Source organism: Massilia antarctica, assembly GCF_015689335.1.
GTDB classification, from domain to species: Bacteria; Pseudomonadota; Gammaproteobacteria; order Burkholderiales; family Burkholderiaceae_D; genus Telluria_A; species Telluria_A antarctica.
In genome coordinates this window covers 5,035,145-5,059,366 of sequence record NZ_CP065053.1, presented here as the reverse complement: position 1 = coordinate 5,059,366, position 24,222 = coordinate 5,035,145, and the positions used below count along the sequence as shown (strand labels likewise).

20 protein-coding genes are annotated in these 24,222 nt (G+C 63.9%); 15 read left to right on the top strand and 5 right to left on the bottom strand.

All coding sequences use genetic code 11. The features are described 5' to 3' along the window. The first annotated feature begins 325 nt into the window (after positions 1 to 325). Positions 326 to 967 (top strand): VOC family protein, encoded by a 642-nt coding sequence (locus tag IV454_RS22500; protein ID WP_206087925.1) that lies wholly within the window; start codon positions 326 to 328, stop codon positions 965 to 967. A gap of 24 nt (positions 968 to 991) precedes the next feature. After that, positions 992 to 1,813 carry a thioredoxin family protein gene (locus IV454_RS22495; RefSeq protein WP_206087924.1) on the top strand — a complete coding sequence of 274 codons (822 nt, stop codon included), beginning with the start codon at positions 992 to 994 and terminating at the stop codon, positions 1,811 to 1,813. Here the strand turns inward: IV454_RS22495 and IV454_RS22490 are convergent. Both IV454_RS22490 and IV454_RS22485 read right to left on the bottom strand, forming a co-directional pair. Continuing rightward, entirely contained in the window at positions 1,789 to 2,271 is a 483-nt protein-coding gene (locus IV454_RS22490; RefSeq protein WP_206087923.1) for a tetratricopeptide repeat protein, read from the bottom strand. The two genes, IV454_RS22495 and IV454_RS22490, sit on opposite strands and share 25 nt — an antisense overlap. Continuing rightward, complete coding sequence (locus tag IV454_RS22485; protein WP_206087922.1) at positions 2,268 to 4,268, bottom strand: bifunctional 2',3'-cyclic-nucleotide 2'-phosphodiesterase/3'-nucleotidase; 2,001 nt, start codon at positions 4,266 to 4,268, stop codon at positions 2,268 to 2,270. Before IV454_RS22485 ends, IV454_RS22490 begins: the two co-directional genes overlap by 4 nt. A gap of 156 nt (positions 4,269 to 4,424) precedes the next feature. Between IV454_RS22485 and prfB the strand changes: the two genes are divergently transcribed. From prfB to IV454_RS22455, 6 genes are all read left to right on the top strand, one after another. Further along, a protein-coding gene (gene prfB, locus IV454_RS22480; RefSeq protein ID WP_206087921.1) for a peptide chain release factor 2 occupies positions 4,425 to 5,529 on the top strand; the annotation gives its coding sequence in 2 pieces (ribosomal slippage) (positions 4,425 to 4,505 and positions 4,507 to 5,529; 1,104 coding nt in all). A gap of 3 nt (positions 5,530 to 5,532) precedes the next feature. Beyond that, positions 5,533 to 6,198, top strand: a complete 666-nt coding sequence (locus IV454_RS22475) for an HAD family hydrolase (protein WP_206087920.1) — start codon at positions 5,533 to 5,535, stop codon at positions 6,196 to 6,198. Between the two features lie 48 nt (positions 6,199 to 6,246). After that, entirely contained in the window at positions 6,247 to 7,779 is a 1,533-nt protein-coding gene (gene lysS / locus IV454_RS22470) for a lysine--tRNA ligase (protein ID WP_206087919.1), read from the top strand. Positions 7,780 to 8,024: 245 nt separating this feature from the next. Continuing rightward, positions 8,025 to 9,122: a catalase family protein gene (locus tag IV454_RS22465; RefSeq protein ID WP_206087918.1), complete on the top strand. Its 1,098-nt coding sequence runs from the start codon at positions 8,025 to 8,027 to the stop codon at positions 9,120 to 9,122. A gap of 57 nt (positions 9,123 to 9,179) precedes the next feature. Then, a complete protein-coding gene (locus tag IV454_RS22460; RefSeq protein WP_206087917.1) occupies positions 9,180 to 9,788 on the top strand; it encodes a hypothetical protein in 609 nt (202 codons plus the stop codon). A 7-nt stretch (positions 9,789 to 9,795) separates the two neighbouring features. Then, complete coding sequence (locus IV454_RS22455; protein ID WP_206087916.1) at positions 9,796 to 11,166, top strand: Dyp-type peroxidase; 1,371 nt, start codon at positions 9,796 to 9,798, stop codon at positions 11,164 to 11,166. Between the two features lie 94 nt (positions 11,167 to 11,260). Here IV454_RS22455 and IV454_RS22450 read toward each other — a convergent pair whose 3' ends face one another. Next, positions 11,261 to 11,695 (bottom strand): carboxymuconolactone decarboxylase family protein, encoded by a 435-nt coding sequence (locus IV454_RS22450; protein WP_206087915.1) that lies wholly within the window; start codon positions 11,693 to 11,695, stop codon positions 11,261 to 11,263. Between the two features lie 93 nt (positions 11,696 to 11,788). On the opposite strand from IV454_RS22450, the gene sigJ reads away from it, so the two are divergent. The 4 genes from sigJ to IV454_RS22430 all read left to right on the top strand — a co-directional run bounded on the left by sigJ (position 11,789) and on the right by IV454_RS22430 (position 16,144). Continuing rightward, positions 11,789 to 12,658: an RNA polymerase sigma factor SigJ gene (gene sigJ / locus IV454_RS22445; RefSeq protein WP_206087914.1), complete on the top strand. Its 870-nt coding sequence runs from the start codon at positions 11,789 to 11,791 to the stop codon at positions 12,656 to 12,658. Further along, positions 12,655 to 13,572 carry an AraC family transcriptional regulator gene (locus tag IV454_RS22440; RefSeq protein WP_206087913.1) on the top strand — a complete coding sequence of 306 codons (918 nt, stop codon included), beginning with the start codon at positions 12,655 to 12,657 and terminating at the stop codon, positions 13,570 to 13,572. The genes sigJ and IV454_RS22440 overlap by 4 nt, the downstream gene beginning before the upstream one ends. Positions 13,573 to 13,668: 96 nt before the next feature. Then, entirely contained in the window at positions 13,669 to 13,959 is a 291-nt protein-coding gene (locus IV454_RS22435) for a putative quinol monooxygenase (protein ID WP_206087912.1), read from the top strand. A 100-nt stretch (positions 13,960 to 14,059) separates the two neighbouring features. Beyond that, entirely contained in the window at positions 14,060 to 16,144 is a 2,085-nt protein-coding gene (locus IV454_RS22430; RefSeq protein WP_206087911.1) for a TonB-dependent receptor, read from the top strand. Positions 16,145 to 16,214: 70 nt separating this feature from the next. Here IV454_RS22430 and ppnN read toward each other — a convergent pair whose 3' ends face one another. Continuing rightward, positions 16,215 to 17,585, bottom strand: a complete 1,371-nt coding sequence (gene ppnN, locus IV454_RS22425; protein ID WP_206087910.1) for a nucleotide 5'-monophosphate nucleosidase PpnN — start codon at positions 17,583 to 17,585, stop codon at positions 16,215 to 16,217. Between the two features lie 254 nt (positions 17,586 to 17,839). On the opposite strand from ppnN, the gene IV454_RS22420 reads away from it, so the two are divergent. Then, positions 17,840 to 19,378, top strand: coding sequence for a peptide MFS transporter (locus IV454_RS22420; RefSeq protein WP_206087909.1), 1,539 nt, complete (start codon positions 17,840 to 17,842; stop codon positions 19,376 to 19,378). Positions 19,379 to 19,426: 48 nt separating this feature from the next. Here the strand turns inward: IV454_RS22420 and IV454_RS22415 are convergent, their stop codons facing one another. Next, positions 19,427 to 20,329, bottom strand: coding sequence for a LysR substrate-binding domain-containing protein (locus IV454_RS22415; RefSeq protein ID WP_206087908.1), 903 nt, complete (start codon positions 20,327 to 20,329; stop codon positions 19,427 to 19,429). A 104-nt stretch (positions 20,330 to 20,433) separates the two neighbouring features. Between IV454_RS22415 and IV454_RS22410 the strand changes: the two genes are divergently transcribed. Both IV454_RS22410 and IV454_RS22405 read left to right on the top strand, forming a co-directional pair. Further along, positions 20,434 to 21,363 carry an NAD-dependent epimerase/dehydratase family protein gene (locus tag IV454_RS22410; RefSeq protein ID WP_206087907.1) on the top strand — a complete coding sequence of 310 codons (930 nt, stop codon included), beginning with the start codon at positions 20,434 to 20,436 and terminating at the stop codon, positions 21,361 to 21,363. Positions 21,364 to 21,537: 174 nt separating this feature from the next. Beyond that, positions 21,538 to 23,934 carry a penicillin-binding protein 1A gene (locus IV454_RS22405; RefSeq protein WP_206092788.1) on the top strand — a complete coding sequence of 799 codons (2,397 nt, stop codon included), beginning with the start codon at positions 21,538 to 21,540 and terminating at the stop codon, positions 23,932 to 23,934. Positions 23,935 to 24,222: the final 288 nt, after the last annotated feature.

Here is a 24,222-nt window from a genome sequence, read left to right as displayed (position 1 = left end):
GCTTTCACGACTTTCATAGAAAAACGGGTGAAAAAGGACACAAAATAATGATGCTTGCTGTTCAAGATCACCTGCGAAAAAGAAATGTAAAATTCCCTGACGTGCATATCCGGGACGCGTCACTAAACAGCGTGCGAAGCGACGAAACAGGCGTGGCGAAAAACTGACGCTGGAAAAATTAACACCCTTTGAAATCGCTTTCATGCTAAATAAATCTTTACTTGTTCAATTTGAGAAAGTGGCCCGTTCCATGGGCTTGCCAGGCTGCCCGCAGTGCTACCATCTTGCGTCTTTCACCTCCAACCCAACCGGAAAGTGACCTCGCATGCCAGCCTGCCAGCTCGACCACATCACCATCACCGCGCCAAGCCTTGCCCTGGGCGCCGCCTGGATCGAGGACAGGCTTGGCGTGCGCGCCGCGCCGGGCGGAAAACACCCCGCCATGGGCACGCACAACCTGACCCTGCGCCTGGGCGACGCCCTCTTCCTGGAAATCATCGCGGTCGATCCCGACGCTGCGCCACCGAACCGTGCGCGCTGGTTCGCACTCGATACCTTGGCGGCGGACGCGCAGCCGGCGCTGTCGGCCTGGGTCGCGCGCACCGGCGATATCGCCGCCGCGGCGGGTGCCCTGGATAAGATCGCGCCGCCCGGCCCCATCACGCCCATGAGCCGTGGCACGCGTAACTGGCTCATCACCATTCCGGCCGATGGCAGCCTGCCGCTCGCCGGCATAGGCCCGGCGCTGATCGAATGGGAAGCGGGACCGCACCCGGCCGCCGGCATGCCCGATCTGGGTCTCTCGCTGGACGAGCTGGAGCTGTTTCATCCGGAGCCGCAGCGCGTCGTTGCGATGCTCGATTCGCTCGGCATGCACGCGCTAGTGACGGTGGTACAAATCGAGGCGGGGGAGCGGCCCTGCCTGCGCGCCCATGTCGGCACGCCGGCCGGCGTGCGCATTCTCTAACACCCATCAACGAGGAAAAAACCGATGAAATTACTGAACATCGCCGTGGCCACCGGCGCCGCGCTGGCTTGCTCGATGGCGTACGCCGCCAAGGTGACCGAACTCACACCGGAGCAGGTCGATGCCTTCCTGTCCCGCCCCGGCTACGTGGTCGTGCAACTGACCTCACCGGACCGCAGGTGCAAATACTGCATCGGCGCCGACAAGACCTTCGATCAGGCAGCGGCCGAATCGACCGCCCCCGACACCGTGTTCGCGCGCGTGCAGTGGCCGGTCTGGTACAAGGCGCCCAAGCTCGGTACGCGGCTCGATGGCGGTGGCGTGCCGGTCCAGATCGTGTTCAAGGATGGCAAGGAGCAGCGCCGGGCTGGCGGCAGGCCCGAAAGCGCGAGCGCGCTGCTGGCCAATATCGACAAGATCCGCCAGCTGCCGCCTGCGCCGGGCAAGGATGTGACCCAGGATTCCGGGCCGGAGCAACCTGCCCCGGCGCCGCACACCCCGTTGACGGCGGCCCAGCAGGACGTGCTGCGCCTGTACACCCGCAAGGACTTGTTGAAGGAGCTGGTGGCGGCATGCGCCAAGCTCGCGCCGCCGCAAGCGCCCGCCTACGAACGCGCCCTGCAAACCTGGACCGTCGCTCATGCCGCAGCGCTCAATGAAGCGGCCATGCTGAAGCTGTCGCGCTCCAGCCGCGAAGACGCCAGCGAAGAAACCGCGCTGACCCAGCGTGAAATGCGCGATGTTGAAGCATGGATGGCCAAGGACCTGGACATCACCAGGAGCAAGGGGCCAGGCGCGGACAGCTGCCGCGCCCTGTCGGCCTATCTGGAAGCCGGCAAGCGCTGATCCTGGTGTTCCTGCGCGCGGTGCGTCATCGCATGCGCCGCCTCATGCAGCAGTTGGGCGGCGCGTCGCGCGTCGCGCGGGTAGCCCAGCGCGCCTTCCTGCACGTACATGGCCATCTGCTGAAGCGCTTCCGGGTGCTCCAGTTCAGCAGCCGCTTCGAGCCAGCGCCGCGCCGCCGCCAGGTCCGCCGTACAGCCCTCCCCGGCCGCCAGCATGGCCGACAGGGTGAACATGGCCGGCGCATGGCCACGCAGCGCGCTGGACTCGATCAGCGCGAACGCGCGCAAGGGCTCGCGCGCGACGCCGATGCCATTGCGCGCCATGCGGCCCAGGTCATACGCGGCTTCCGGGTCCTGCCCGGCCGCCTGCCGCAAGCGCGCCGCGCCGGCCGGATCGAGCGGCTGGGCGTGCGTCACGCCGCAGCACAGCAGCGCCGCCAGCAATGCGCGCCGCATCATTTCGACAAGTCGACCGCGTACAGCGCAAAACCCTTGCCCAGGCCATCGTCGGCGCGCAGCATCGACACATTGCCAAGGCCCGCCTGCTGCGCCAGCGGCAGCATCGCGGGCGCCGAATGGAACACCACCGGCCCGGCGGTGCGCGTTTTGGCGAAGCGCCAGCTGCGCTGCTGGCCGTTCTGCGCGCGCGTCAGGCTCTTCACGTCCTTGATGTAGGCGATCAGCACATCGCGGTTCGCGTCCGGCGCGGCAAGCGCGGTCTTGCTGCCATCCAGCCCCGGAAACCCGCCGCCGCCGCTGGCGCGGTAGTTATTCGTCGCCACCAAAAATTCGTTGGAGGCGTTGACCGGCTTGTCGCGAAAGCGCAGGTTCTTGATGCGCTGGCCCGGCGCCCTGGTGACATCGATCTCGTAACTGACTTCCTTCGACGTGAGCACATCGAAGTTATAAGTCGGGAACGCGGTGTTGACCAGTTCCTGCGGCGTCGCCAGCTCCGGATTGATGGTATTGAAGCGTTCCGCCGCGCGTTCCAGCCAGTCCTTCAGTTCCCCGCCATTGACCTTCACCGCGTACAGCGAATTCGGATACAGGTACAGGTCGGCCACATTATTGAGCGCCAGATTGCCAGCCCGGACGTCGGTGTAGTCGCTCACGCCGGCGCTGCCGCCCTTGAACGGCGACGCCATCGACAGCACCGGCAAGGCCGCGTACTGCGGCAGGTTGGCCTTGACATACTTGACCACGTAATCGGTCTGCGCCTGGTTGACCACCGTGACGGCCGACATGTCGCCCACGTCGGCAAAATAGGTCGACATGCGGAAGTCGGTCGCGCCGACCGGCGTCTTGACGTAGCGGATGGTCGCTTCGTGTTCGCCCGCGATCAGCGCGGCGATGGCCGGATCGGGCGCGATGAACGATTTATCGGCCTGCTGCGCGGCGCGCGCTTCCACCGTCGTCTGGCTGCGGTCGACCACCCAGCGCTGGCCGTCATACGACAGGTGCAGGCCGATCACGCCGAGGTGCTTGCCCCATAAATTGGCCATCACCGTCGGCACGCCATTGACCAGGCCTTTGACCTTGTCCACCCCCGGCAGATTGAATTGCGGGACTGTGCTGGCCACGTTCGGAAATGGCAGGTGCGAATGCCCGATCAGCATGGCGTCGATGCCGGGCACCCTCGACAAATGCCAGTTCCCGTTTTCCATCGACGGCGCGTAGGTGCTGTCATCGAGGCCGCCGTGCGAAATGGCCACCACCAGATCGGCCCCCTTGGCGCGCATCTCGGGGATGAATTTTGCCGCGGTTTCACGCAGCCCCTCGGTATAGACTTTCCCGTCCAGCCAGCGCTTGTCCCACGACAGGATGGTCGGCGGCGCGAAGCCGATGATGCCGACTTTGAGCGTGGCCGTCACCGGCTTGCCGTCGGCGTCCAGCGCCGCGATCTGCTTGTCGATGATGCGGTAAGGCGCGAACAGCGGCTGGTGCGTTTTGAGACTGTAGACGTTGGCCAGCACTTGCGGGAACGCCGGTCCGGCGCAGCGCGGCCTGGACGGATCGACGCCATCAACCTCGAAGCGGTTGCCGGTCACCTGGCTCAGGTAAGCCAGGCCGTAGTTGAATTCGTGGTTGCCGATGGCGCCGCCGTCGTACCCCAGCTTGTTCATGACCTTGTAGATCGCCAAGGTCTGGTCGCACTTGAGCGGGTTGGCCAAGGCCTGGTAGTCGGCCAGCGCCGTGCCCTGGATGGCGTCCCCGTTATCGAACAATAGATTGTTCGGGAACTGCTGGCGCGCCTGGGCGATCAGCGAGGCGGTGCGGTCCAGGCCCAAGGACGGCTCGGGCGCGAGCTTGAAGTAATCGTAACCGACCACGTTCGAATGCAGGTCGGTCGTTTCCATCACGCCGACCACCGCGGTCGAACCGGTCGGTGGCGCGGCGGCAGCGGTGCTGGCGCAACACATCAGGGACAGGACGGGAATGCAAATTTGATAACGCATAAGGGCGCTTTCGGGCGAGTGGACGGAGATATTCGCAGCATAATACGCAGCGCCGCAGCGCCGATCAAGCCGGGTGCGCCGCGATGACGGGAAATGTGGCGCGCTGGGGTATAATCGAAGGTTCGATTTAACCAATTCAATAAGACCGGAAACGCCATGGAAGCCGAACGCATTAACGCCCTCTCCGCCCTGCTCAACGACCTGACGGATCGTGAAGCCGAACTTCGGAGGTATCTTTGACTTCGATAAAAAGTCAGAGAAGCTCGAACAAGTCAACGAAGAACTAGAAGATCCGACCGTCTGGAACGACCCGAAACGCGCCCAGGATCTCGGTAAAGAGAAAAAAGCGCTGGAAGGCGTCGTGCACACCTTGATCAAGGCTGACGCCGACCTGAAAGACGCGAACGACCTGTTTGCGATGGCGCGCGAAGAAAACGACGACGACACGCTCGAAGCGGTCATCGTCGACGCCGACGCAATCAAGGCCGTGGTCGAAGCGATGGAGTTCCGCCGCATGTTCGGCAATCCGATGGACGCCAACAACTGCTTCATCGACATCCAGGCCGGCGCCGGCGGTACCGAAGCCCAGGACTGGGCTTCGATGCTGCTGCGTCAATACCTGCGCTATTGCGAGCGCAAAGGCTTCAAGGTCGAGATTCTCGAACAGTCCGACGGCGAGGTGGCCGGCATCAAGACCGCCACCCTCAAGGTCGAAGGCGAGTACGCCTACGGCCACCTGCGCACCGAAACCGGCGTGCACCGCCTGGTGCGCAAGTCGCCGTTCGACTCCGCCAACGGCCGCCATACGTCGTTCACCAGCCTGTTCGTGTACCCGGAAGTGGATGACTCGATCCAGATCGACGTCAACCCGGCCGATATCCGTGTCGATACCTACCGCGCGTCCGGCGCCGGTGGTCAGCACATTAACAAGACCGACTCCGCGGTCCGCATGACGCACGGCCCGACCGGCATCGTGGTCCAGTGCCAGAACGACCGCAGCCAGCACCGCAACCGCGCCGAAGCGATGGAAATGCTCAAGGCGAAGCTGTACGAGCACGAACTGCGCAAGCGCATGAGCGAACAGCAGAAACTCGAAGACTCCAAGACCGACGTGGGCTGGGGTCACCAGATCCGCTCCTACGTGCTCGATCAGTCGCGCATCAAGGATTTGCGCACCAACTTCGAAACGGGTAACACCAAGGGCGTGCTGGACGGCGACCTGGACGACTTCATTTCGGCCTCCCTCAAGCAAGGCGTGTAATTCATGACCGCTACCCGACGCGCATTCATCTTCGACATGGACGGCACGATCGTCGATAACATGTCCTTTCACACCGAGTCCTGGATCGCCTTTTTCCAGCGCCGCGGCAAGGACATCGACGCCGACGAGTTTTTTCGTGCCACGGCCGGACGCCAGGGCAAGGAAATCATCCGTTCGCACATGGGCGAGCACCTCAATGACGACGAGGTGCGGGCCCTGAACGACGAAAAGGAACTGGTCTACCGTGAGCTGTACGAGCCGCACCGCAAAACGGTGGCCGGCTTCGACGGCCTGATCGCGCTGGCCAAGGAGATGAACGTGGCGCTGGCCGTGGCGACGGCCGCGCCCAACGCCAACATCACCTTCACGCTCGATGGCCTGGACCTGCGCCGCCATTTCGACACCGTGGTCGGCGCGGCCGATGTTGCGCGCGGCAAGCCGCACCCGGACGTATTTTTGCTCGCGGCGGAGCGCTGCGGCGTCGCGCCCGAGCACTGCATCGTGTTCGAGGACGCGCCGCTGGGCGTGGAAGCGGCGCGCCGCGCCGGCATGCGCGCCGTGGTGCTGACCACCACCCTGCCCGCCGAGGCCTTTGCCGAATTCGACAACGTCATCCACATCGCCAGCGATTTTTCCGAGCTGACGATCGATGAACTGTTTTCGTCCTGATTTATACGCAATCTCAAACCTGCATCAACCCACAAAGCGACACTCACCATGACTACGGACATCCAAGACCAAGCCCCCGCCCCGGCAGACGAAAACAAACTGATCGCCGAGCGTCGCGCCAAGCTGGCCACCTTGCGCGAAGGCGGCATCGCCTTTCCTAACGACTTCCGTCCGCAGCACAAGGCGGCACAACTGGTCGAGGAATTCGGCAGCAAGACGCGCGAGGAACTCGAAGCGACCGAGGTGGCCGTGGTCCTGGCCGGGCGCATGATGCTCAAGCGCGAAGCCGGTAAAAAAGCCGTGTTCGCAACCCTGCAGGATTCGTCCGGCGCGCGCGCCGACGGCCGCATCCAGATCTACGTCACGCTCGACAAAACCGGCGAAGCGGCGATGGAAGCACTGAGCCACTACGACCTGGGCGACATTCTGGGCATCGAAGGCACCTTGTTCAAGACCAAGACCGACGAACTGACGGTCAAGGTATCGACCCTGCGCCTGATCACCAAGTCGCTGCGTCCTTTGCCGGACAAATTCCATGGCCTGTCGGACCAGGAAACCAAGTACCGCCAGCGCTATGTGGACCTGATCACCAATGACCAGGCGCGCCGCACCTTCAAGGCCCGTACCGCCGCCATGTCGTCGATTCGCCGCTTCATGGAAAAGAACGACTTCATGGAAGTCGAAACGCCGATGCTGCATTCGATTCCTGGTGGCGCCGCCGCCAAGCCGTTCGTCACCCACCACAATGCGCTGGACATGGAAATGTTCCTGCGCATCGCGCCGGAGCTGTACCTCAAGCGCCTGGTGGTCGGCGGTTTCGACCGCGTGTTCGAAGTAAACCGCAACTTCCGCAATGAAGGCGTTTCGCCGCGCCACAATCCTGAATTCACGATGATGGAATTCTACGCGGCCTATACCGATTACCAGTGGATCATGGACTTCACCGAAGCGGTGATCCGCCAGGCGGCCATCGATGCCCACGGCACCGCCGAACTGACCTACGGCGGCAAGCCGCTGGACCTGTCCAAGCCATTCCGCCGCATGACCATCGTCGGCGCCATCAACGCCTACGCGCCGCATTACACCGCGGAGCAGCTGCAGGATGCGGAATTCATCAAGGCCGAACTGCTCAAATTCGGCGTCAAGCCGTTTTCGACGGCCGGTTTGGGCGCGCTGCAACTGGCGCTGTTCGAGGAAACCGCCGAAGCGCAGCTGTGGGAGCCGACCTTCATCGTCGACTACCCGGCCGAAGTATCGCCACTGGCGCGTGCGTCGGACACGGTAGCCGGCATCACCGAGCGTTTCGAGCTGTTCATCGTCGGGCGCGAGCTGGCCAATGGTTTTTCGGAGCTGAACGACTCCGAAGACCAGGCGGCGCGCTTCCTGGCGCAGGTAGCGGCCAAGGATGCGGGCGACGACGAAGCAATGTTCTACGACGCCGACTACATTCGCGCGCTGGAATACGGCATGCCGCCGGCCGGTGGCTGCGGCATCGGCATCGATCGCCTGATCATGCTGATCACCGATTCGCCGAACATCCGTGACGTGATTCTCTTCCCGCATCTGCGCCGCGAAGAGTAAAGACGGAGGCGGGTGCAATGCCCGCCACCCCCGTCGTGCCGCCACCACCGTCGTCGTCCCCGCGCAGGCGGGGACCCAAGTTTGTCGAGCCGCCTGGCTGCGGTAGAAACTTGGGTTCCCGCCTGCGCGGGAACGACAGGGATCACCATACCCCACCGTTCGAACAAACATTCTATCGAACACCCTCGTACTATCGGTACACTCCTTGGTTCCATTGCAATATTACAAACAAGCGAGGAACCCCCATGTCTGCCACCACCTACGTCCCGTACAACGACAACCTCGAACAAAAGCAGGAAAACGAAGACGAGATCATCGACAGCGTGGTCGCCTCGATGATGCGCGTAAACACCCGCGTGTTCGACAAACACCGCCACGCCAAGCGCGACGCGCACGCCAAGTGCCACGGCGTGCTGGTCGGCCACGTCACCGTCTACGACAAGCTGCCCGCGCACCTGGCCCAGGGCGTGTTCGCCCGCCCCGCCACCTACCCTGTCGTGATCCGCCTCTCCACCGCGCCTGGCGACATCCACAGCGACAAGCTGCCGTCCCCGCGCGGCATGGCGATCAAAATGCTGGGCGTCGACGGCCCGCAGTTCCTGCCCAACCGCCAGGATGCCAGGACCCAGGACCTGCTGCTGGTGAACCACCCCGTGATCGCCTTCGGCCACGCCGCCGCCTACCTCAAGACCCAGAAGCTGCTGGAAAAGCACGCGGACGACCCGGACATGGTGCGCCGCATCGTGGCCGCCCTCGCCCGTGGCGGCAGCAAAGCCTTGCACGCACTGGGCATCGACAATCCGGTGGTCGACACGCTTGGCGCACCGAACAACCATATCCTCGGAGAGACCTTCTTCAGCATGGCCGCGGTGCGTTACGGCGACTACGTGGCCAAGCTGTGCGCCGCGCCCCTGTCCGACAACGTGCGCGCCCTCACCGGACAGCCGCTCGGTGACGACGCCGACGATTCAGCCCTGCGCAACCTGGTGGTCGACTTCTTCTCCGGCCAGGGCGCCGAGTACGAACTGCGCGCGCAGCTGCTCACCGACATCGGCAAGATGCCGATCGAAGACGCCTCCATCGAGTGGCCGCAGGAAGACTCGCCCTACCAGCCAGTCGCCAAGCTGACCATCCCGCCGCAACAGGCATACAGCCCGGCGCGCCGCGTGTTCGCCGACGACGTGTTGTCGTTCAACCCGTGGCACTGTATCGAGGCTCACCGCCCTCTCGGCTCCATCATGCGCGCGCGCATCAAGGCCTACGAAGCGTCGTCCAAATTCCGCCACGAGATGAATGCGCAGCCGCGCATCGAGATCGACAGCATCGGCCAGGTACCGGATTAAGCAGTCCCGCAGCCGGCAAGCAGTATCACCATTTTCATCAAGACCCAAGGAGCAATCATGAGCGACACTACCCCACACAACAAATCCTCTACCGACCTCGCCGACATCAAGCGCAAGGTCCAGGAGGTCCTGGGAGACGCCCCCGACCTGCTCAAACTCGCGCTCGAAAACATGCTGCGCGAGCAGGACCCGAATACCGAAGGCCACGTGGGATCGGCTGGCCGCATCGGCCGCCAGTCCGGCAAGATCTCCGAACTGACGGCCATGGCCACCCTGAAGCCGGGCGGCGCCGAGCGCCTGCGCCGCATCTTCAAGCTCGTCAACGGCAACTTCGCCGGCGCGCAAAAGGTCTCGACCCTGCACGACATGCGCTTCGTGTTTTTTGAAAATGATACCAAGATCCTCTTCGCCACGACCTACGACGGCGACTGGGACACCTACATCGAAGACTTCGCGACCAAGATTCCCGACCTGATGGATTTGCTGTTTTCGTCCATCGAAGGCTGGCCGGGCATCGCCGACCCTGGCGTGAAAGACTTCATCGCCGGCCTCCAGATCACCGCCGCCGGCTGGTACGTCGCCAATCCGAACCTGTCGGTCGTCGAAACGCGCCGCCTGCAAAAGCAGAACGACGCGCTCCAGGAATTCCTGGACAAGATTGCCTGAGGTTCCCATGACGATCATCGACACACTCAAGAACCTGGTCCATTCCTCGCCAACCCTGGAACTGGACGACATTCAGGCCACCATCCTCTTCAAGCGCCCCGACCCATACTTCGGCACCCACGTGCTGCTGAAAATCGACGACGCCGCGGGCGGCCGCGCGCTGCTCTCGCGCCTGGCGCCGCACGTGCGCAGCGCCGCCGACGCGCGCACCAATAGCACCGCATGGATCGCCGTCGCCCTGAGCCACGCGGGCCTTGTGGCGCTGGACATCCCGGCCGATTCGCTGGCCAGTTTCCCGGCCGCCTTCCGCGCCGGGATGGCGGCGCGCGCCGACCGCCTGCAGGACATCGGTGCGAGCGCACCGGCGAACTGGGAAGCGCCTTACGGCAGCGGCGACGTGCACGTGACGATTTCGATCTTCGCGCCCGACGAAGCGTCGTGGAAGCATGCGCTGGCCACCGCGCAGAACGAATTCAAGGATATCCAGGGCGTCACCTTGCTGGGCATGCACGACTTCGGCGCGCAGCCGGACAGCCTCAATCCCTTCGGCTACCGCGACAACATCAGCAACCCGGCCATCGACGGCGGTATCGAAGACCTGCTGCCGGGCCAGGGCGATCCTATCAAGGCGGGCGAACTGATTCTCGGCTATCCGGGCGAATCGGGCGTGCCGATGGCGATGCCGCAACCGGAAGCGCTCGGGCGCAACGGCACCTTCGTCGTGATCCGCAAGTACCAGGCCGACGCCGCCGCCTTCAACCGCTTCCTGCGCGATAACGCCGACGACGACGCCGGCCAGGAACTGCTGGCCGCCAAGCTGGTGGGCCGCTGGCGCAGCGGCGCGCCGCTCACGCTCGCCCCGGAAAAGGACGATCCGGCCCTGGGTGCCGACCCGAAGCGCAACAACGACTTCACCTACAAGGACGACCAGGCCGGCCTGCAGGCGCCGCACGGCTGCCACATGCGCCGCATGAACCCGCGCGACAGCAAGCTGGCCGTGCTGACCGACGTGAACATCCACCGCATCATCCGCCGCAGCACCACCTTCGGTGCGCCGTGGCGCGCGGACCTGCTGGAAGACGATGGCCAGGAACGCGGCCTGTTTTTCATCGGGATCAGCGCCAAGGCGCCGGAGACGGTGGAATTCATGCAGGCCGAGTGGGTCGACCATGGCAACTTCATGGACCTTGGCAAGGAGCGCGATCCCATCCTCGGCCAGCAAGATGAAGACAGCACCTTCACCATCCAGAAACGCCCGGTGCGCCAGCGCATCCACGGTATCCAGACCTTCTGCACGGTGCGCGGCGGTGAATACCTGTTCATGCCCAGCCTGACGGCATTGCGCTGGCTAGCCGGCGAAGGCCGCGACCCGGCCTGACCGGCAATCCTCCCCGATGCTGCGCTCGCGGCTCCACTTGCCCCGGCCATGCGCCGGGGCACTCGTTAGTCGTCAATCGCGCACCGCCTGCCGCTTATTCCGGCATCTTCGCAAATCCCACCGCCAGGCGGTTCCACCCATTGATGGTCGAAATCAGCAAGGTGAGGTCGACCATTTCCTCGGCGCTGAACTGCGCCGCCAGCGCCGCGTAGCTCTCGCCCGTCTCCGGCTGCTGCGCCAGGCGCGTCATGGTTTCGGTCCAGCCCAGCGCGGCGCGTTCGCGCGGCGTGAAAAACGGCGTCTCGCGCCATACCGATACCGCATGCAGGCGGCGCGCGGTCTCGCCTCCCTTGGCCGCATCGGTCGCATGCATGTCCACGCAAAACGCGCAGCCATTGATCTGCGAACTGCGCAAGCGCACCAGCTCCGCCAGCGGCTTGTCGATACTCGACGTGGCGATATACTGTTCGAGCGCCGACCATGCCTTGATGGCTTTCGGCGACGCGGTTTGAAAATTGATGCGTTCCATGCTGATTCCTTTGTTTGTTGAAGTTGATTGCTTGGCCTTACAATCATTAGACGAACCCGTCGCAGCGTTTGTGACAGCCTTTCTCAAAAAAGAATGACCGACACCTTTACCATCCAATTCCACCAGATCCGTCCGCGCCTGTTCGGCATCGCCTACCGCATGCTCGGTTCGCGTGCCGACGCCGACGACGCCGTGCAAGATACCTGGCTGCGCTGGAACGCCAATGACACGCGCGCGGACCTCGCCAGCGCCGACGCCTGGCTGGTCACCGTGACCACGCGCCTGTGCATCGACCGCCTGCGCAGCGCCATCGCCGAGCGCGAAGCCTACATCGGCCCCTGGCTGGCCGAACCGATCGTCACGCGCGCCAGCGACTTGCCCGAGTCGCGCCTGGAACTGGCCGGCGACATGTCGATGGCCTTCATGCTGATGCTGGAGCGCCTCGGCCCCGAGGAACGCGCGGTGTTCCTGCTGCACGAGGTGTTCGACTGCGACTACGCCGACATCGCCGCCGCCGTCGACAAGACCGAGGCTGCCTGCCGCCAGCTCCTGCACCGCGCGCGCGAACGGGTGCGCGCCGGCAAACCGCGCTTTGCGGTCAGCGAAGCGGCCCACATGGAACTGCTGGGACGCTTCGTGACGGCCGCGCAAAGCGGCGAGCGCGTACAACTGGCGCAACTGTTCGCGCCGGATGCCACCTTCCGCGCCGACGGCGGCGGCAAGGTCTCGGCCACCATCAACGTGGTACGCGGCGCCGACAAGATCGCCCGCTTCTACGAAAGCATGGCGCGCAAGTACGGCGCCGCAACGACCTTCGAACATGCCATCATCAACGGCCAGCCTGGCCTGCTGCGCCTTGTCGACGGCCGGCTCGATTCAACCATGTCGTTCGATATGGAAGATGGCAGGATCGCCGCGATCTACGTCGTGCGCAACCCCGACAAACTGGCGCGCGCATCATGAATTCCGACGCCGGTTCGACATCCCTGGCCCGCCTGCGTGGCATGGTCGCCGCGCGCGCGGTGAATGAAGGCCGCACCGATTCGATCTGGCCGGGCCTACGCTACTACCGCTTTTCGGCCCCGGTCCGCTACGACAAGACCCAGACACTGGCGCCGGGCATCGTGGTCGTGCTCCAGGGCCGCAAGAGCGCACGTCTCGGCGCCAGCACCCTCGCCTACGACGAAATGAGCTGCCTCGTGCTCGGCGCCGAAACACGTTGCGACGGCACCGTGGTCGAGGCCAGCCCCGGCCAGCCCTACCTCGCGATCCACATGGACCTGCCGCCCGACCTGCTGGTGAAGACCTTCATCGCGCTGGCCAACGCGGCGCCCTCGTCAACCACGGACCCTGCCCCGAACTACGTCGCGCCGGTGGACGAACGGGTGCTCGACGCGTTCACGCGGCTGCTGCCGGCGACCGACCAGGCGATCGACCGCGCCACCATCGCCCCGCTCATCGTCGAGGAAATCATCGTGCGCCTGCTCCGGTCCGAAGCGGCGGGCGCCATCCGCGACGCCGCCAAGGTCAAGCGTTCGGCCGCCCGCATCCAGAAGGCGGTGCAGCTGATACAGCAGCACTTCCACCGCCCGCTCGACATCGCCGAACTGGCCGGCGCGGTGGCCATGAGTCCCTCGCACTTCGCCCACACTTTCCGCGAGGTGGCCGGGCTGGCGCCGATGCATTTTTTGCGCAATACGCGCCTCGACGAGGCAAGAGTACTGCTGCTGGCCGGCGGCAGGCGGCCCGGCGAGGTGGCCGCCATGACGGGCTTCGACAGCGCCGCGCACTTCACGCGCGAATTCAAGCGCCGCTACGGCGCACCGCCGGCCCAATACGTGCGTCAACTGGCAAGTCAGCAGCCACGGTCAATATAAGCGCAGCGCGGGCGCTGGCGGCGCCGCGCGCGAAGGCCTATCGTGTGCACACGGCCGATCCGCGGCCGCAACCACCGTACGCAAAGCGAAGCAACCATGACTGGCACCACCTTTATCATCACCTTCACCACCCGGCCCGAGGCGGCATCCGATTTCCGCGCGATGCTCGACAACGTCAAGCGCGACCTGCCCGCCGTTGCCGGCTGCCGCGGCGTGGACATCTTCCGCGCCAGCGACGATCCGGCCGTGTTCACCCTGGTCGAGCAATGGGATAGCGAACAGGCGCACAAGAAGCACATCGAGACCGTGACCGCCTCCGGTGGATGGGATGCCATTGCAGCCTTCTTGCTGGAGCCGCCATCGGGCCGCTACGCCAGTCGCTTGTAAGCGTTCCACCCGCCGCAGCGCGGGCGCAGGCACTCGAAAAAAACTGCGCGCCGCGCCCCGATTGCGCCCCTTGCCCCGCCAGAAACGTTACAATGCTGGCATGTATTTTATTCAACGCACCCTGCCCAGGACGACACTGTCCCTGATCCTGTTCGGGCTCGCCGCGCAGCCGGCGCGCGCGCAAGACGCCGAGGTGGCGACAGTGACCGTGACAGCCAGGAAGGAACCGGTCGTCAACAAGCTCGATAAGACGGTGTATGACGTTTCCAACATGGCAAGGGCGGCGAACGGTACAGCCCAGGACGTGTTGCAGTCGACACCCGGCATATCGGTGACGTCCGACGGGCACATCGCGGTGAAGGGAAATGCCCAGGTCACGGTCCTGGTCAACGGCAAGCCGACGGCGATGATGTCGGGCGATGAGCGGGCGGTGGCGCTCCAGACCATGAGCGGCGCCGATATTGCCGGCATCGAAGTGATCACCAATCCCTCCGCCGCCTACAACGCCAATGGCGGCGCGATCGTCAACATCGTATTGAAGCGCAACCGCAAGCCGGGGGCGCACGCGCAGGTCAAGGCCAGCGCCGCCGACCACGGTCTGTGGAATGTCGGCACGTCGGGCGATGTCACCGGAAAGGAGATCAGCGTTCATGGCAACCTGGCTTACCGCCGCGACGGCACGCAGAAATTGCGCCGCTCGGCGGTCGACTGGAATAATCCTCTTGGCGGCCAGGCCGGAACGACCGTGCAATCGTCGGAGGTATTTGTCCGCCGCAAGGTCGACAGCGCGGCACTGGGCGTCGATTACGCCCTCGGCGACAGCGATAGCCTGAGCCTGTCGGCGGGATATAACGGCCGCCGCTCGCACCCGCTGTTCGACGTACTCAACGAGGCCCGCGATACAGCCGGCCAGACCATCTATCATCGGATTTCCTACGGCCCCAACGAGCAGTCCGACGCCAACGCCAGCCTCAGCTATAGCCATCAGGACAATCGCAGCGCGCTGAAGGCAATGGTCCAGCGTAGCAAGACGAGCGGCCTGATCGACAAGTCATACACCGACGTGTACGTCGAACCGGTGCGCGCCAGCGCCTACAGTCACGGCGCCACCCGCTCGGCGCGCGTACTCAAGCAGGCCACCGTCGACTGGAGCCGTGCAACGGAGCACGGCCAGTGGGGCATGGGCCTCGACCTCCAGGACGAGGTCAACGACCTCGACAATTATCAGGCGTCGGTCGATCGCTTGACGGGAGCCGAAACACAAGATCCGCACACGACCAACGGCTATGCCGTGGCGACAAGCTTGAGCGCGGTCTATCTTACCGACCAGATCAAGCGTGGAACGTGGGAAGCGCTGCTGGGCGGACGATTCGAGCGCATGGCGCTTCGGGTGAGTCCGGCGCAGGGCATCATGCAGACAGGGCATTGGCAAGCATTCAATCCCAGCCTGCACATCAAGCACGCCGCCAGCGACAACACCGACCTGACGCTCACCTATCGCCGCAGCCTCCAGCGCCCGGATGCGCGCGACCTCAATCCGTTCACCACCTACGTCGATGCGCAAAACCTGAGCCGCGGCAACCCCGGCCTCAAGCCGCAGCAGCTGACCTCATGGGAAATCGGCGCCGATGCGGAACTGGGGCAGTTGAGCGGCAGCGCCGGCGCCTTCTACCGGACCAGCCGCGATACGGTGGCCGATGCGCGCAGTTTCGCCGACAACGTGCTGGTGACCTCGAAGCAGAATGGCGGCCAGGCCCGCTCGGCCGGCATCACGGGCTCGCTGGCGTGGACACCAGATGCGGCGCTGCGCCTTGGCGTGGACGGCGGCGCCTACCGCGTGGCGCTGTCGACGCCCGACCTGTATGGCATGGTGCGCCAGGACGGTCTCTCGGGCTATGTGAATGTCAGCGCGGCCTACAACGCGGGACCGGACAACGTGTCGCTCGACGCGCACGGCCAGTCGGGCGGCATCACACCGCTCGGCCGGCATGGGGCGAGCAGCAGCGTGAACCTGAGCTGGAAGCGCCAATTGAGCAAGACGCTCAGCTTCACAGTCAACGCCAGCGATCTTTTCGATGGCAGCAAACGCAGCTATCGAACCGACGCGAGCACGTTCCGCCAGGCCGGCTTCGATCATTTCGTCGCACGGCGCCTGTATGTGGGCTTTGTCAAAAAGCTCGAATGAAGCCGGCCCCGGACCGGCGGCGCACCGTTGAAAAACAGGTGCGCGCCGGCCGGCGCCTGGCCTGGGCAGCTCAGGTAATCACGCGGTAGCAAGGCGTATAAGCCTTGCCCGGCAACTTCATCCGGCTCTGCGCGACGAAGGAGGACAGCAAGGCATCCATCGGTCCCATGATGGCGGCGTCGCCGTGAATCTCGAAATGCCCGAATTTTTCGATCGCGCGGATGCCCTCGTCCTTGACGTTACCCGCCACCACGCCCGAAAACGCTCGCCGCAGGTTGGCCGCCAGCAGATGCTTTTCCTGGTTCTTGTGCAGGGAGAGGTTGCGCATGTTTTCGTGCGTCGGCCGGAACGGACGCTGGAATTCCTCGTCGATCTTGAGCAGCCAGTTGAAATAATAGGCATCGCTGCGCGATTTGCGGAATTCGCGCACCTGGCGGATCCCCAGCTGCATCTCCTTGGCCACCATTTCCGGATCGTCGATGATGATCTTGTAGCGTTTCTGCGCTTCCTCGCCCAGGGTATCGGCGATGAACTGGTTAATCTGGATGAAATAGTCGCGCGCCGTCTCCGGTCCCGTGAAAATGAGCGGATACGGCATGTCGGCATTGTCCGGATGGAGCAGGATGCCGAGGATGTACAAAATCTCTTCGGCGGTGCCGGCGCCGCCCGGGAACACGATGATCCCGTGCCCCGTGCGCACGAACGCTTCGAGCCGCTTTTCGATATCCGGCATGATCACCAGGTCGTTGACGATCGGGTTGGGCGACTCGGCCGCGATGATGCCCGGTTCCGAAATGCCCAGGTAGCGCCCGCCCGCCAGGCGCTGCTTGGCGTGGCCGATGGTGGCCCCTTTCATCGGCCCTTTCATCGCACCCGGTCCGCAACCGGTGCAAATGTCGAGGTCGCGCAAGCCCATCTGGTAGCCGACTTCCTTCGAATAATTGTATTCGATCCGGTTGATCGAGTGTCCGCCCCAGCACACCACCAGGTTCGGATTGCGCTGCGGCTGCAGCACATTGGCGTTGCGCAGGATATGGAACACCGAATCGGTGATCCCTTCGGTGCGCGACATGTCGAACTTGGGATTGTCGGTCACCTCGCTGCTGATGAAAATAATGTCGCGCAGCACCGCGAACAGGTGCTCGTGGATGCCCTTGATCATTTTGCCATCGACGAAGGCAATCGCCGGGGCGCCCCGGATCTCCAGCTTGATGCCGCGCTCGCGCTGCACGATGCTGATATCGAAGGATTTATAACGTTCCAGCAGTTCTTTTCCATCGTCGATGGTGCTGCCGCAGTTCAGGACCGCCAGCGCGCAGTTGCGGAAGATTTGATACAGGCCACCCTGGCTGGTGTCGAGCAGCTTACAGACTTCGGCTTTCGAGAGCACTTCCAGCTGGCCTTCCGGCGAAATCAGGGTATCGACAACGTCATGTTCCATAGTACAAATCCTTTTCGATTCTGTGTAACAAACAAGCCTGCAATGCCAATATACGACAACTCGCCGCTCTTGGGGGACACAAGTTCGGCTGTGCTTGCGCCACCGCGTTTCATGGCTTAATTAGCACATCTGGCAAAAATTCGCTGGGCGTAGTCGATTTACATTAAAATGCGACCCTATTGGAAATCCGGGGTCACGAGCCGCGGCTGTCCATATGATTTATCCGACCATAACCATAATTCAGGAGAAACCGCATGAGCGGTGCCGCTACCACACCCCACCAGGAAGTTGTAATCCCGGAGTTCAAGCAGATCTTGGGTCATCCAAGTCCGCTCTGGATGTTGTTCATGACCGAATTCTGGGAGCGTTTTGCTTTCTATGGCATCCGCTGGGCGCTCGTGCTATATATAGTCACGCAGTTCTACGGCGGTGATGCCAGCGGCCAGCAGCCGGCCAACCTGACCTATGGTTCCTACCTCGCGCTGGTGTACGCCGGCGCCGTTTTCGGCGGCTATGTCGCCGACAAAGTCATCGGCTACCAGCGCTCGATCCTGATCGGTGCCGCCTTCATGGCTGCCGGCCTGTTCGCCATCACGGTCCCGAATGAAGATGTGTTCAAACTGGGCCTGGCTACCATCATCGTCGGTAACGGCCTGTTCAAACCGAACATCTCGACCATGGTCGGCAAACTGTATGCGCTCAACGATACCCGCCGCGATTCCGGCTTCACCATTTTTTACATGGGCATCAACGCCGGCGCATTCCTCGCCCCGATCTTTACCCAGCTCCTGGCCCAGAAGGTGTTCAACACCGGCGACATCCCGGCCTACAAGGTCGTGTTCTTCGCTTCCGGTATCGGCATGCTGATCAGCCTTGTCTGGTTCTTCTTCGGCCGCGCCGCCCTCAAGGGCATTGGCGCACCGCCAGCGGCAGACAATAGCCCGAAACGCATGCTCATGGTGGGCGGCGGTGCGCTGCTGGTCATTCCGGTCATTTACTTCCTGCTCAAAGCCGGTGCCAACAACCTGCAGGTCGTCCTCACCATCCTGTTCCTGATCCTGGCCGGCATGCTGATCGCCGAAGGCATCCGCGACGGCAAAGTCGCGCGCGACAAAACCTTCGCGATGATGATCATCTTCGCCTTCAATATCCTGTTCTGGATGTTCTTCGAACAGGCAGGCAGTTCGTTCACCTTCCTGGCCGAGAGCATCGTCGACCGCAAGGGCGCACTGTCCTTCATCACCGCACCATTCGGCATGACCGAGTTCCCGACCGCCTGGTTCCAGAGCGTCAATTCGGTCGCCATCATCGCCTGCGCGCCGATCATCGCGTGGGTCTGGATCGCCATGGGCAAGGTCAACGCCAATCCATCCATTCCGCGCAAATTCGGCCTGGGCATCATCTTCAATGGCCTCGCTTTCGGCCTGCTCATGTACGCGCTGACCCACCTGGTCGATCCTACCTACGGCAAGATCCCGTTCTGGACCCTGTTCGCGGTTTATTGGGTCCAGTCCATCGGTGAGCTGTGCCTGTCCCCAATCGGGCTGTCGATGGTCACCAAGCTCGCGCCGACCCGCCTGGTCGGCCTGGGCATGGGCGGCTGGTTCCTCTCGACCGGTATCGGCAATAACCTGTCCGGCATCTTCGCCAGCAGTGTCAGTGGCGAATCGGGCATGTCGATCGCCTCCGCGCTGCACGGCTACACCTACGGTTTCGGGTCGCTGATGGTCGGCGGCGTGCTGCTGTTCCTGCTCGCACCGGTGATCCAGAAGCTGATGCACGGCGTGAAGTAAGCGCTGTAGCACCATGAACAACGGCGGCCTGCGGGCCGCCGTTGTCGTTTACCCGATCTGATCGAGCGCGCGCTGCATCTCGTTCATTTCCGCCACCAGCCAGGCGCGGAAGCGCTGCACCTTCGGCATGTTCTCCTTGCTGCGGTTGACCAGGAAGCGGTAACCGCTGCCGAAGGGCGCGCTGCGGCAGCTGATCTGGCGCAGCGACCCTTTCAGGATATCCTGGAACGCGATCCCGTACGCCACCAGCGCGATGCCCTGCCCCGCCACCGCCGCCTGCGCCAGCACGCCCCAGTGGCTGTAACCGCGCGAAAAATCGTATTTACCCTTCAGCGCCTTGTTCTCGTTCAGAAGCTGAAGCCACGATTCGGTCGAATTCTCGTACAGCAGCGGGAAGTTGGGCAGGTCGGCCAGGGTCAGTTCGGCCTGGCCGGGCGCCAGCAGGTCCGGGCTGTAGACGGCGATCAGGCGCTCGCGAAACAGCAGCGCCGGGTCGCCATCGCTGACCGGCCCGTAACGCACCGCCACGTCACTGCTGTCATCTTCCAGGTTGACCGGCGCATCGTTCGAGTCGAGCCGGATATCGAGTTCCGGATACAGCTTGGTAAACCGGTGCATGCGCGGCACCAGCCACTTGATCGCGAACGAATGGGTGGTCGAGATACGCAGCACCGATTCCTCGTCGCCGCCTTGCAGCGCGCCGACCTTGGCGCGCAGTTCGACCAGCATGCGCGCAACCACCACCGCCAGCTCCTGGCCCTTGGCGGTCAGGGTCACATGGCGCGCGTGGCGGATGAACAGGGCAAAACCCAGGTTTTCTTCGAGCTGCTTGACCTGCTGGCTGATCGCCGCCGGCGTCTTGTGCAGCTCCTGGGCCGCCAGCTTGAAGCTGCCCCAGCGCGCGGCGCAGTCGAAGTCGACCAGCCCGGAGAGCGTGCGCAGCGGCTTCATGCATATTCCATGACTAAGGTTTTCTTGCTCATTGCTTCAATTTTTCTCGGTTGTTGAATCGCCATACTAAGCAGAAAATATACTGGAATCAACAAAGGAATGCGATGCGCAAGAATATATTGGTGATAGGGGGTACCCGCTACTTCGGCAAACTGCTGGTACAGCGTTTGCTCAACGCGGGTCACCAGGTGACGATTGCCACGCGCGGCAGCACGCCAGACCCGTTCGGCGCGCGCATCGCCCGCATCCAGGTCGACCGCCGCAACGAACACGCCATGCGCACCGCGTTTGCCGGAACCGACGGCTACGACATCGTCTACGACCAGATGTGCTACAGCCCCCTGGACGCCGCCATCGCCATCAAGGTCTTCGCCGGCAAGGTCAAACGCTACATCGTCGCCTCCACCATCGACGTCTACCGCGATCTGCTCGGCCGCCAGGATGCGCCGTTTGCGGAAGACGACATCAATATGCTGGCCCAGCCGATCGACACGCGCTACCCGTGGCACGACACCCGGCTCGCCACCCAGAGCTACGTGATGGGCAAACTCCAGGCCGAAGCCTATCTGTACCGCGACGGCTCGCTGCCGCTGGTGACGGTGCGCATCGGCCACGTGCTGGCCGGCGCCGAAGACTTTACCGGGCGCCTGGCCCATTACGTCGACCTGGTGCGCCAGCACGCGCCGCTGCGCTACGCCAATGCGGCCGCCGCCAGCTCCTTCATGAGCGCCCAGGGCACCAGCAATTTCCTGCTGTGGGCCGGCGCCCAGGACTTCCTGGGGCCGGTCAACGCGGCCTGCGACGGCGCCCTGTCCGCGTTCGACCTGTACCAGCGCATCGGCATGCTGCTCGAGGTGCCGGTGCGGGCCCTGCCCGTCAAACCGCCGGTGCCGGCCGGCGAACTGAGTCCCTTCGACTATCCGGCCCCGTACATGATGGATACCACGCGCGCCGCGCAACTGGGCTACCGCTTCGGCCACAGCGACGACTGGCTCGACCACCTGATCCTGCAGCACGACCTGGCCTTCGTCTGAGCGGACGCGGGGCCACCAAAGCGATCGACTATAATTCGCCGGACAGGGCCGTCACTCTCGGCACGGCCCGCTCTGGCGGATACCGTTTTGACTACAGACACCTTTTTAAAGCGCTGGCTGACGCGCAAATACATCCTTCGCGCCCTGCTGCTGGCGCTTGCCGCCGGCCTGCTGATGGTCCTTGGCCTGCTTGGCTACTTTTACGGCGTGATCGTGCCGCGCGTGCCTGCCATCGACGCGGTCACCGACTACCGCCCCAAGATCCCGCTGCGCATCTACACCGCCGATAATGTGCTGATCGGCGAATTCGGCGAAGAGCACCGCGACTTCATCCCGATCGAACAGGTGCCCGAGCTGATGAAAAACGCCGTGCTGGCCATCGAAGACACGCGCTTCTACCAGCATGGCGGCGTGGACTGGATCCGCGCGGCCGGCGCGGCCCGCGCCAACCTGCGCGGCGGCTTTCGCGAAGGAGCGTCGACCATCACCATGCAGGTCGCCCGCAATTTCTTCCTCACGCGCGACAAGGTCCTGGGCCGCAAGGCCGATGAAGTCGCCCTCGCCTTCAAGATCGAGAGCGCGCTCAAGAAAGACAAGATCCTCGAACTGTACATGAACCAGATTTTCCTGGGACGGCGCTCGTACGGCTTTGCCAGCGCCGCCCAGGCTTACTTCGGCAAGCGCCTCGACCAGCTCTCGACCGCCGAAATGGCCATGCTGGCCGGCGTGCCGCGCGACCCGGTCGGCAACAACCCGGCCGTCAACCCGCGCAACGCCAAACAGCGGCAGATGGTCGTGCTCAAGCGCATGCGCGAACTGGGCTACCTCAGCGACGCCCAGTATGCGAGCGCGAAAGAGGAACCGATCCACATCGCGGCCAAGCGCCAGGAGTTCGACACCCATGCCGAGTACGTGGCAGAACTGGCGCGCCAGTCGGTGGTCGACCAATACAAGGATGACGCCTACACGCGCGGCATCAGCGTCTACACCACCATCCTCAAGGCCGAACAGGACGCCGCCTACGATTCGCTGCGCCGCAACGTGCTGGCCTACGACCAGCGGCACGGCTACCGCGGCCCGGAATCGTTCATCGACCTGCCGGCCAATCCCGAGGAACGCTCCGACGAGATTCGCGAGGAATTGCGCAAGCGTCCGGTCAGCGATGGCCTGATGCCGACCGTGGTGACCGAGGTGTCGGCCAGACTGGTGGCCGTCGAAACCATGGACGGCGAACGCATCGAAATCAGCGGCGCCGGCCTGCGCTTCGCCGCGCCAGCTCTGGCGGCGGGTGCCAAGGAGGCCGTCAAGCTGCGTCCGGGCGCGGTGGTGCGCATCGCCCAGGACAAAGATAAGGACAAAGACAAAGACAAAGACAAAGGCAAGGACAAGGACAAGGACAAGGACGATAAGGAGTGGGCTATCGTCCAGCTGCCGCAGGTGGCGGCCGGCTTCGTGGCGATCGATTCGGCCACCGGGGCCTATCACGCGCTGGTGGGCGGCTTCGATTACGGCCTGAATAAATACAACCACGTCACCCAGGCCTGGCGCCAGCCCGGCTCCTCGATCAAGCCGTTTATCTATTCGGCCTCCATCGAAAAGGGGTATTCGCCGGGCACCCGCATTCTCGACGAAGCGCTGGAAATGCCTAGCGGCGGCGGCAACACCTGGACCCCGCAGAACGACGACGGCAAGTTCGACGGCGAAGTGACCATGCGGCGCGCGCTGGTGCACTCGAAGAACGTGCCGTCGGTGCGCCTGCTGCGCGCCATCGAGGTCGGCTACGCCCATGAATTCCTCGGCAAATTCGGCTTCGACCTGACCCGCCACCCGAAAAACCTGACCATGGCGCTCGGCACGGGCGCGGTCACGCCGCTGCAGATGGCGGGCGCGTATGCGGTGTTTGCCAATGGCGGCTTCGCCGTCAAGCCCTACCTGATCGCCAGGATCAAGGATGGCAATGGCACCATCCTGCTGGAGACGCCGGTGCCCGCCGGCGGCGACGAGACCACCCGCGTACTCGACCCGCGCAACGCCTTTTTGGTCGACAGCATGCTGCGCGACGTGACTCGCTTCGGCACCGCCGCCGCCGCGGCCAAGCAGCTTGGCCGCGGCGATTTGGCCGGCAAGACCGGCACCACCAGCGACGCCTTCGACGGTTGGTTCGCCGGGTATGCCGGCAACGTGGTGGGCGTGGCCTGGATGGGCTACGACGACCCGCGTTCCTTGGGCGGACGCGAATTCGGCGCCACCCTGGCCATGCCGATCTGGGTCGACTACATGCGTGCCGCGCTCGACAAGCGTCCGGTCAAGGAACGCGCCGTGCCGGAAGGCGTGATGCGCGAGGACGATGACTGGATCTATGCCGAATACGCGGGCAGCAGCGAGTTCAAGACGATCGACATGGACGCGCTGCCGGCGCTGCCCGCGGACCCCGCGGAGCCGGGCGAACCGGGTGAACCGGCAGTGCCGAGCCAGCCGCCGGTTCCGGGCTTGCCCGCCGCACCGCCGGTTCCGCAGCCGCCGCAGGCGCCGCAACCGGTGCACGGAGCCGAATCGCAGGCCGGCGGCTAGCCCCACCCCATCGTTCCCGCGCAGGCGGGAACGCATGCGTTCCCCCCAAGTTCCTCGAGCAGCCAGCGGCTATTGTGCGAAATTGGGTTCCCGCCTGCGCGGGAACGACGGAACAATTGCGGTTTTTCCCTTCGATTCAATCAGATACACCCTAGCCGGCCCCTCGTCGTTTCTGCCAATGGCAGAAGCGACGGGGGAGCGGCGGGAACGACGGCGTTACGCATTTCACTTCCGCGTTTGCGCTTTGCCGGCTATGATGAGACGCTTTTTTCGTACCCCTTTCTCATA

Excerpts from the sequence above, each read along its gene's own strand:
- IV454_RS22500 (WP_206087925.1), top strand. The coding sequence starts at position 326 with ATGCCAGCCTGCCAGCTCGACCACATCACCATCACCGCGCCAAGCCTT.
- IV454_RS22495 (WP_206087924.1), top strand. The coding sequence starts at position 992 with ATGAAATTACTGAACATCGCCGTGGCCACCGGCGCCGCGCTGGCTTGC.
- IV454_RS22490 (WP_206087923.1), bottom strand. The coding sequence starts at position 2,271 with ATGATGCGGCGCGCATTGCTGGCGGCGCTGCTGTGCTGCGGCGTGACG.
- IV454_RS22485 (WP_206087922.1), bottom strand. The coding sequence starts at position 4,268 with ATGCGTTATCAAATTTGCATTCCCGTCCTGTCCCTGATGTGTTGCGCC.
- IV454_RS22475 (WP_206087920.1), top strand. The coding sequence starts at position 5,533 with ATGACCGCTACCCGACGCGCATTCATCTTCGACATGGACGGCACGATC.
- lysS (WP_206087919.1), top strand. The coding sequence starts at position 6,247 with ATGACTACGGACATCCAAGACCAAGCCCCCGCCCCGGCAGACGAAAAC.
- IV454_RS22465 (WP_206087918.1), top strand. The coding sequence starts at position 8,025 with ATGTCTGCCACCACCTACGTCCCGTACAACGACAACCTCGAACAAAAG.
- IV454_RS22460 (WP_206087917.1), top strand. The coding sequence starts at position 9,180 with ATGAGCGACACTACCCCACACAACAAATCCTCTACCGACCTCGCCGAC.
- IV454_RS22455 (WP_206087916.1), top strand. The coding sequence starts at position 9,796 with ATGACGATCATCGACACACTCAAGAACCTGGTCCATTCCTCGCCAACC.
- IV454_RS22450 (WP_206087915.1), bottom strand. The coding sequence starts at position 11,695 with ATGGAACGCATCAATTTTCAAACCGCGTCGCCGAAAGCCATCAAGGCA.
- sigJ (WP_206087914.1), top strand. The coding sequence starts at position 11,789 with ATGACCGACACCTTTACCATCCAATTCCACCAGATCCGTCCGCGCCTG.
- IV454_RS22440 (WP_206087913.1), top strand. The coding sequence starts at position 12,655 with ATGAATTCCGACGCCGGTTCGACATCCCTGGCCCGCCTGCGTGGCATG.
- IV454_RS22435 (WP_206087912.1), top strand. The coding sequence starts at position 13,669 with ATGACTGGCACCACCTTTATCATCACCTTCACCACCCGGCCCGAGGCG.
- IV454_RS22430 (WP_206087911.1), top strand. The coding sequence starts at position 14,060 with ATGTATTTTATTCAACGCACCCTGCCCAGGACGACACTGTCCCTGATC.
- ppnN (WP_206087910.1), bottom strand. The coding sequence starts at position 17,585 with ATGGAACATGACGTTGTCGATACCCTGATTTCGCCGGAAGGCCAGCTG.
- IV454_RS22420 (WP_206087909.1), top strand. The coding sequence starts at position 17,840 with ATGAGCGGTGCCGCTACCACACCCCACCAGGAAGTTGTAATCCCGGAG.
- IV454_RS22415 (WP_206087908.1), bottom strand. The coding sequence starts at position 20,329 with ATGAAGCCGCTGCGCACGCTCTCCGGGCTGGTCGACTTCGACTGCGCC.
- IV454_RS22410 (WP_206087907.1), top strand. The coding sequence starts at position 20,434 with ATGCGCAAGAATATATTGGTGATAGGGGGTACCCGCTACTTCGGCAAA.
- IV454_RS22405 (WP_206092788.1), top strand. The coding sequence starts at position 21,538 with ATGGTCCTTGGCCTGCTTGGCTACTTTTACGGCGTGATCGTGCCGCGC.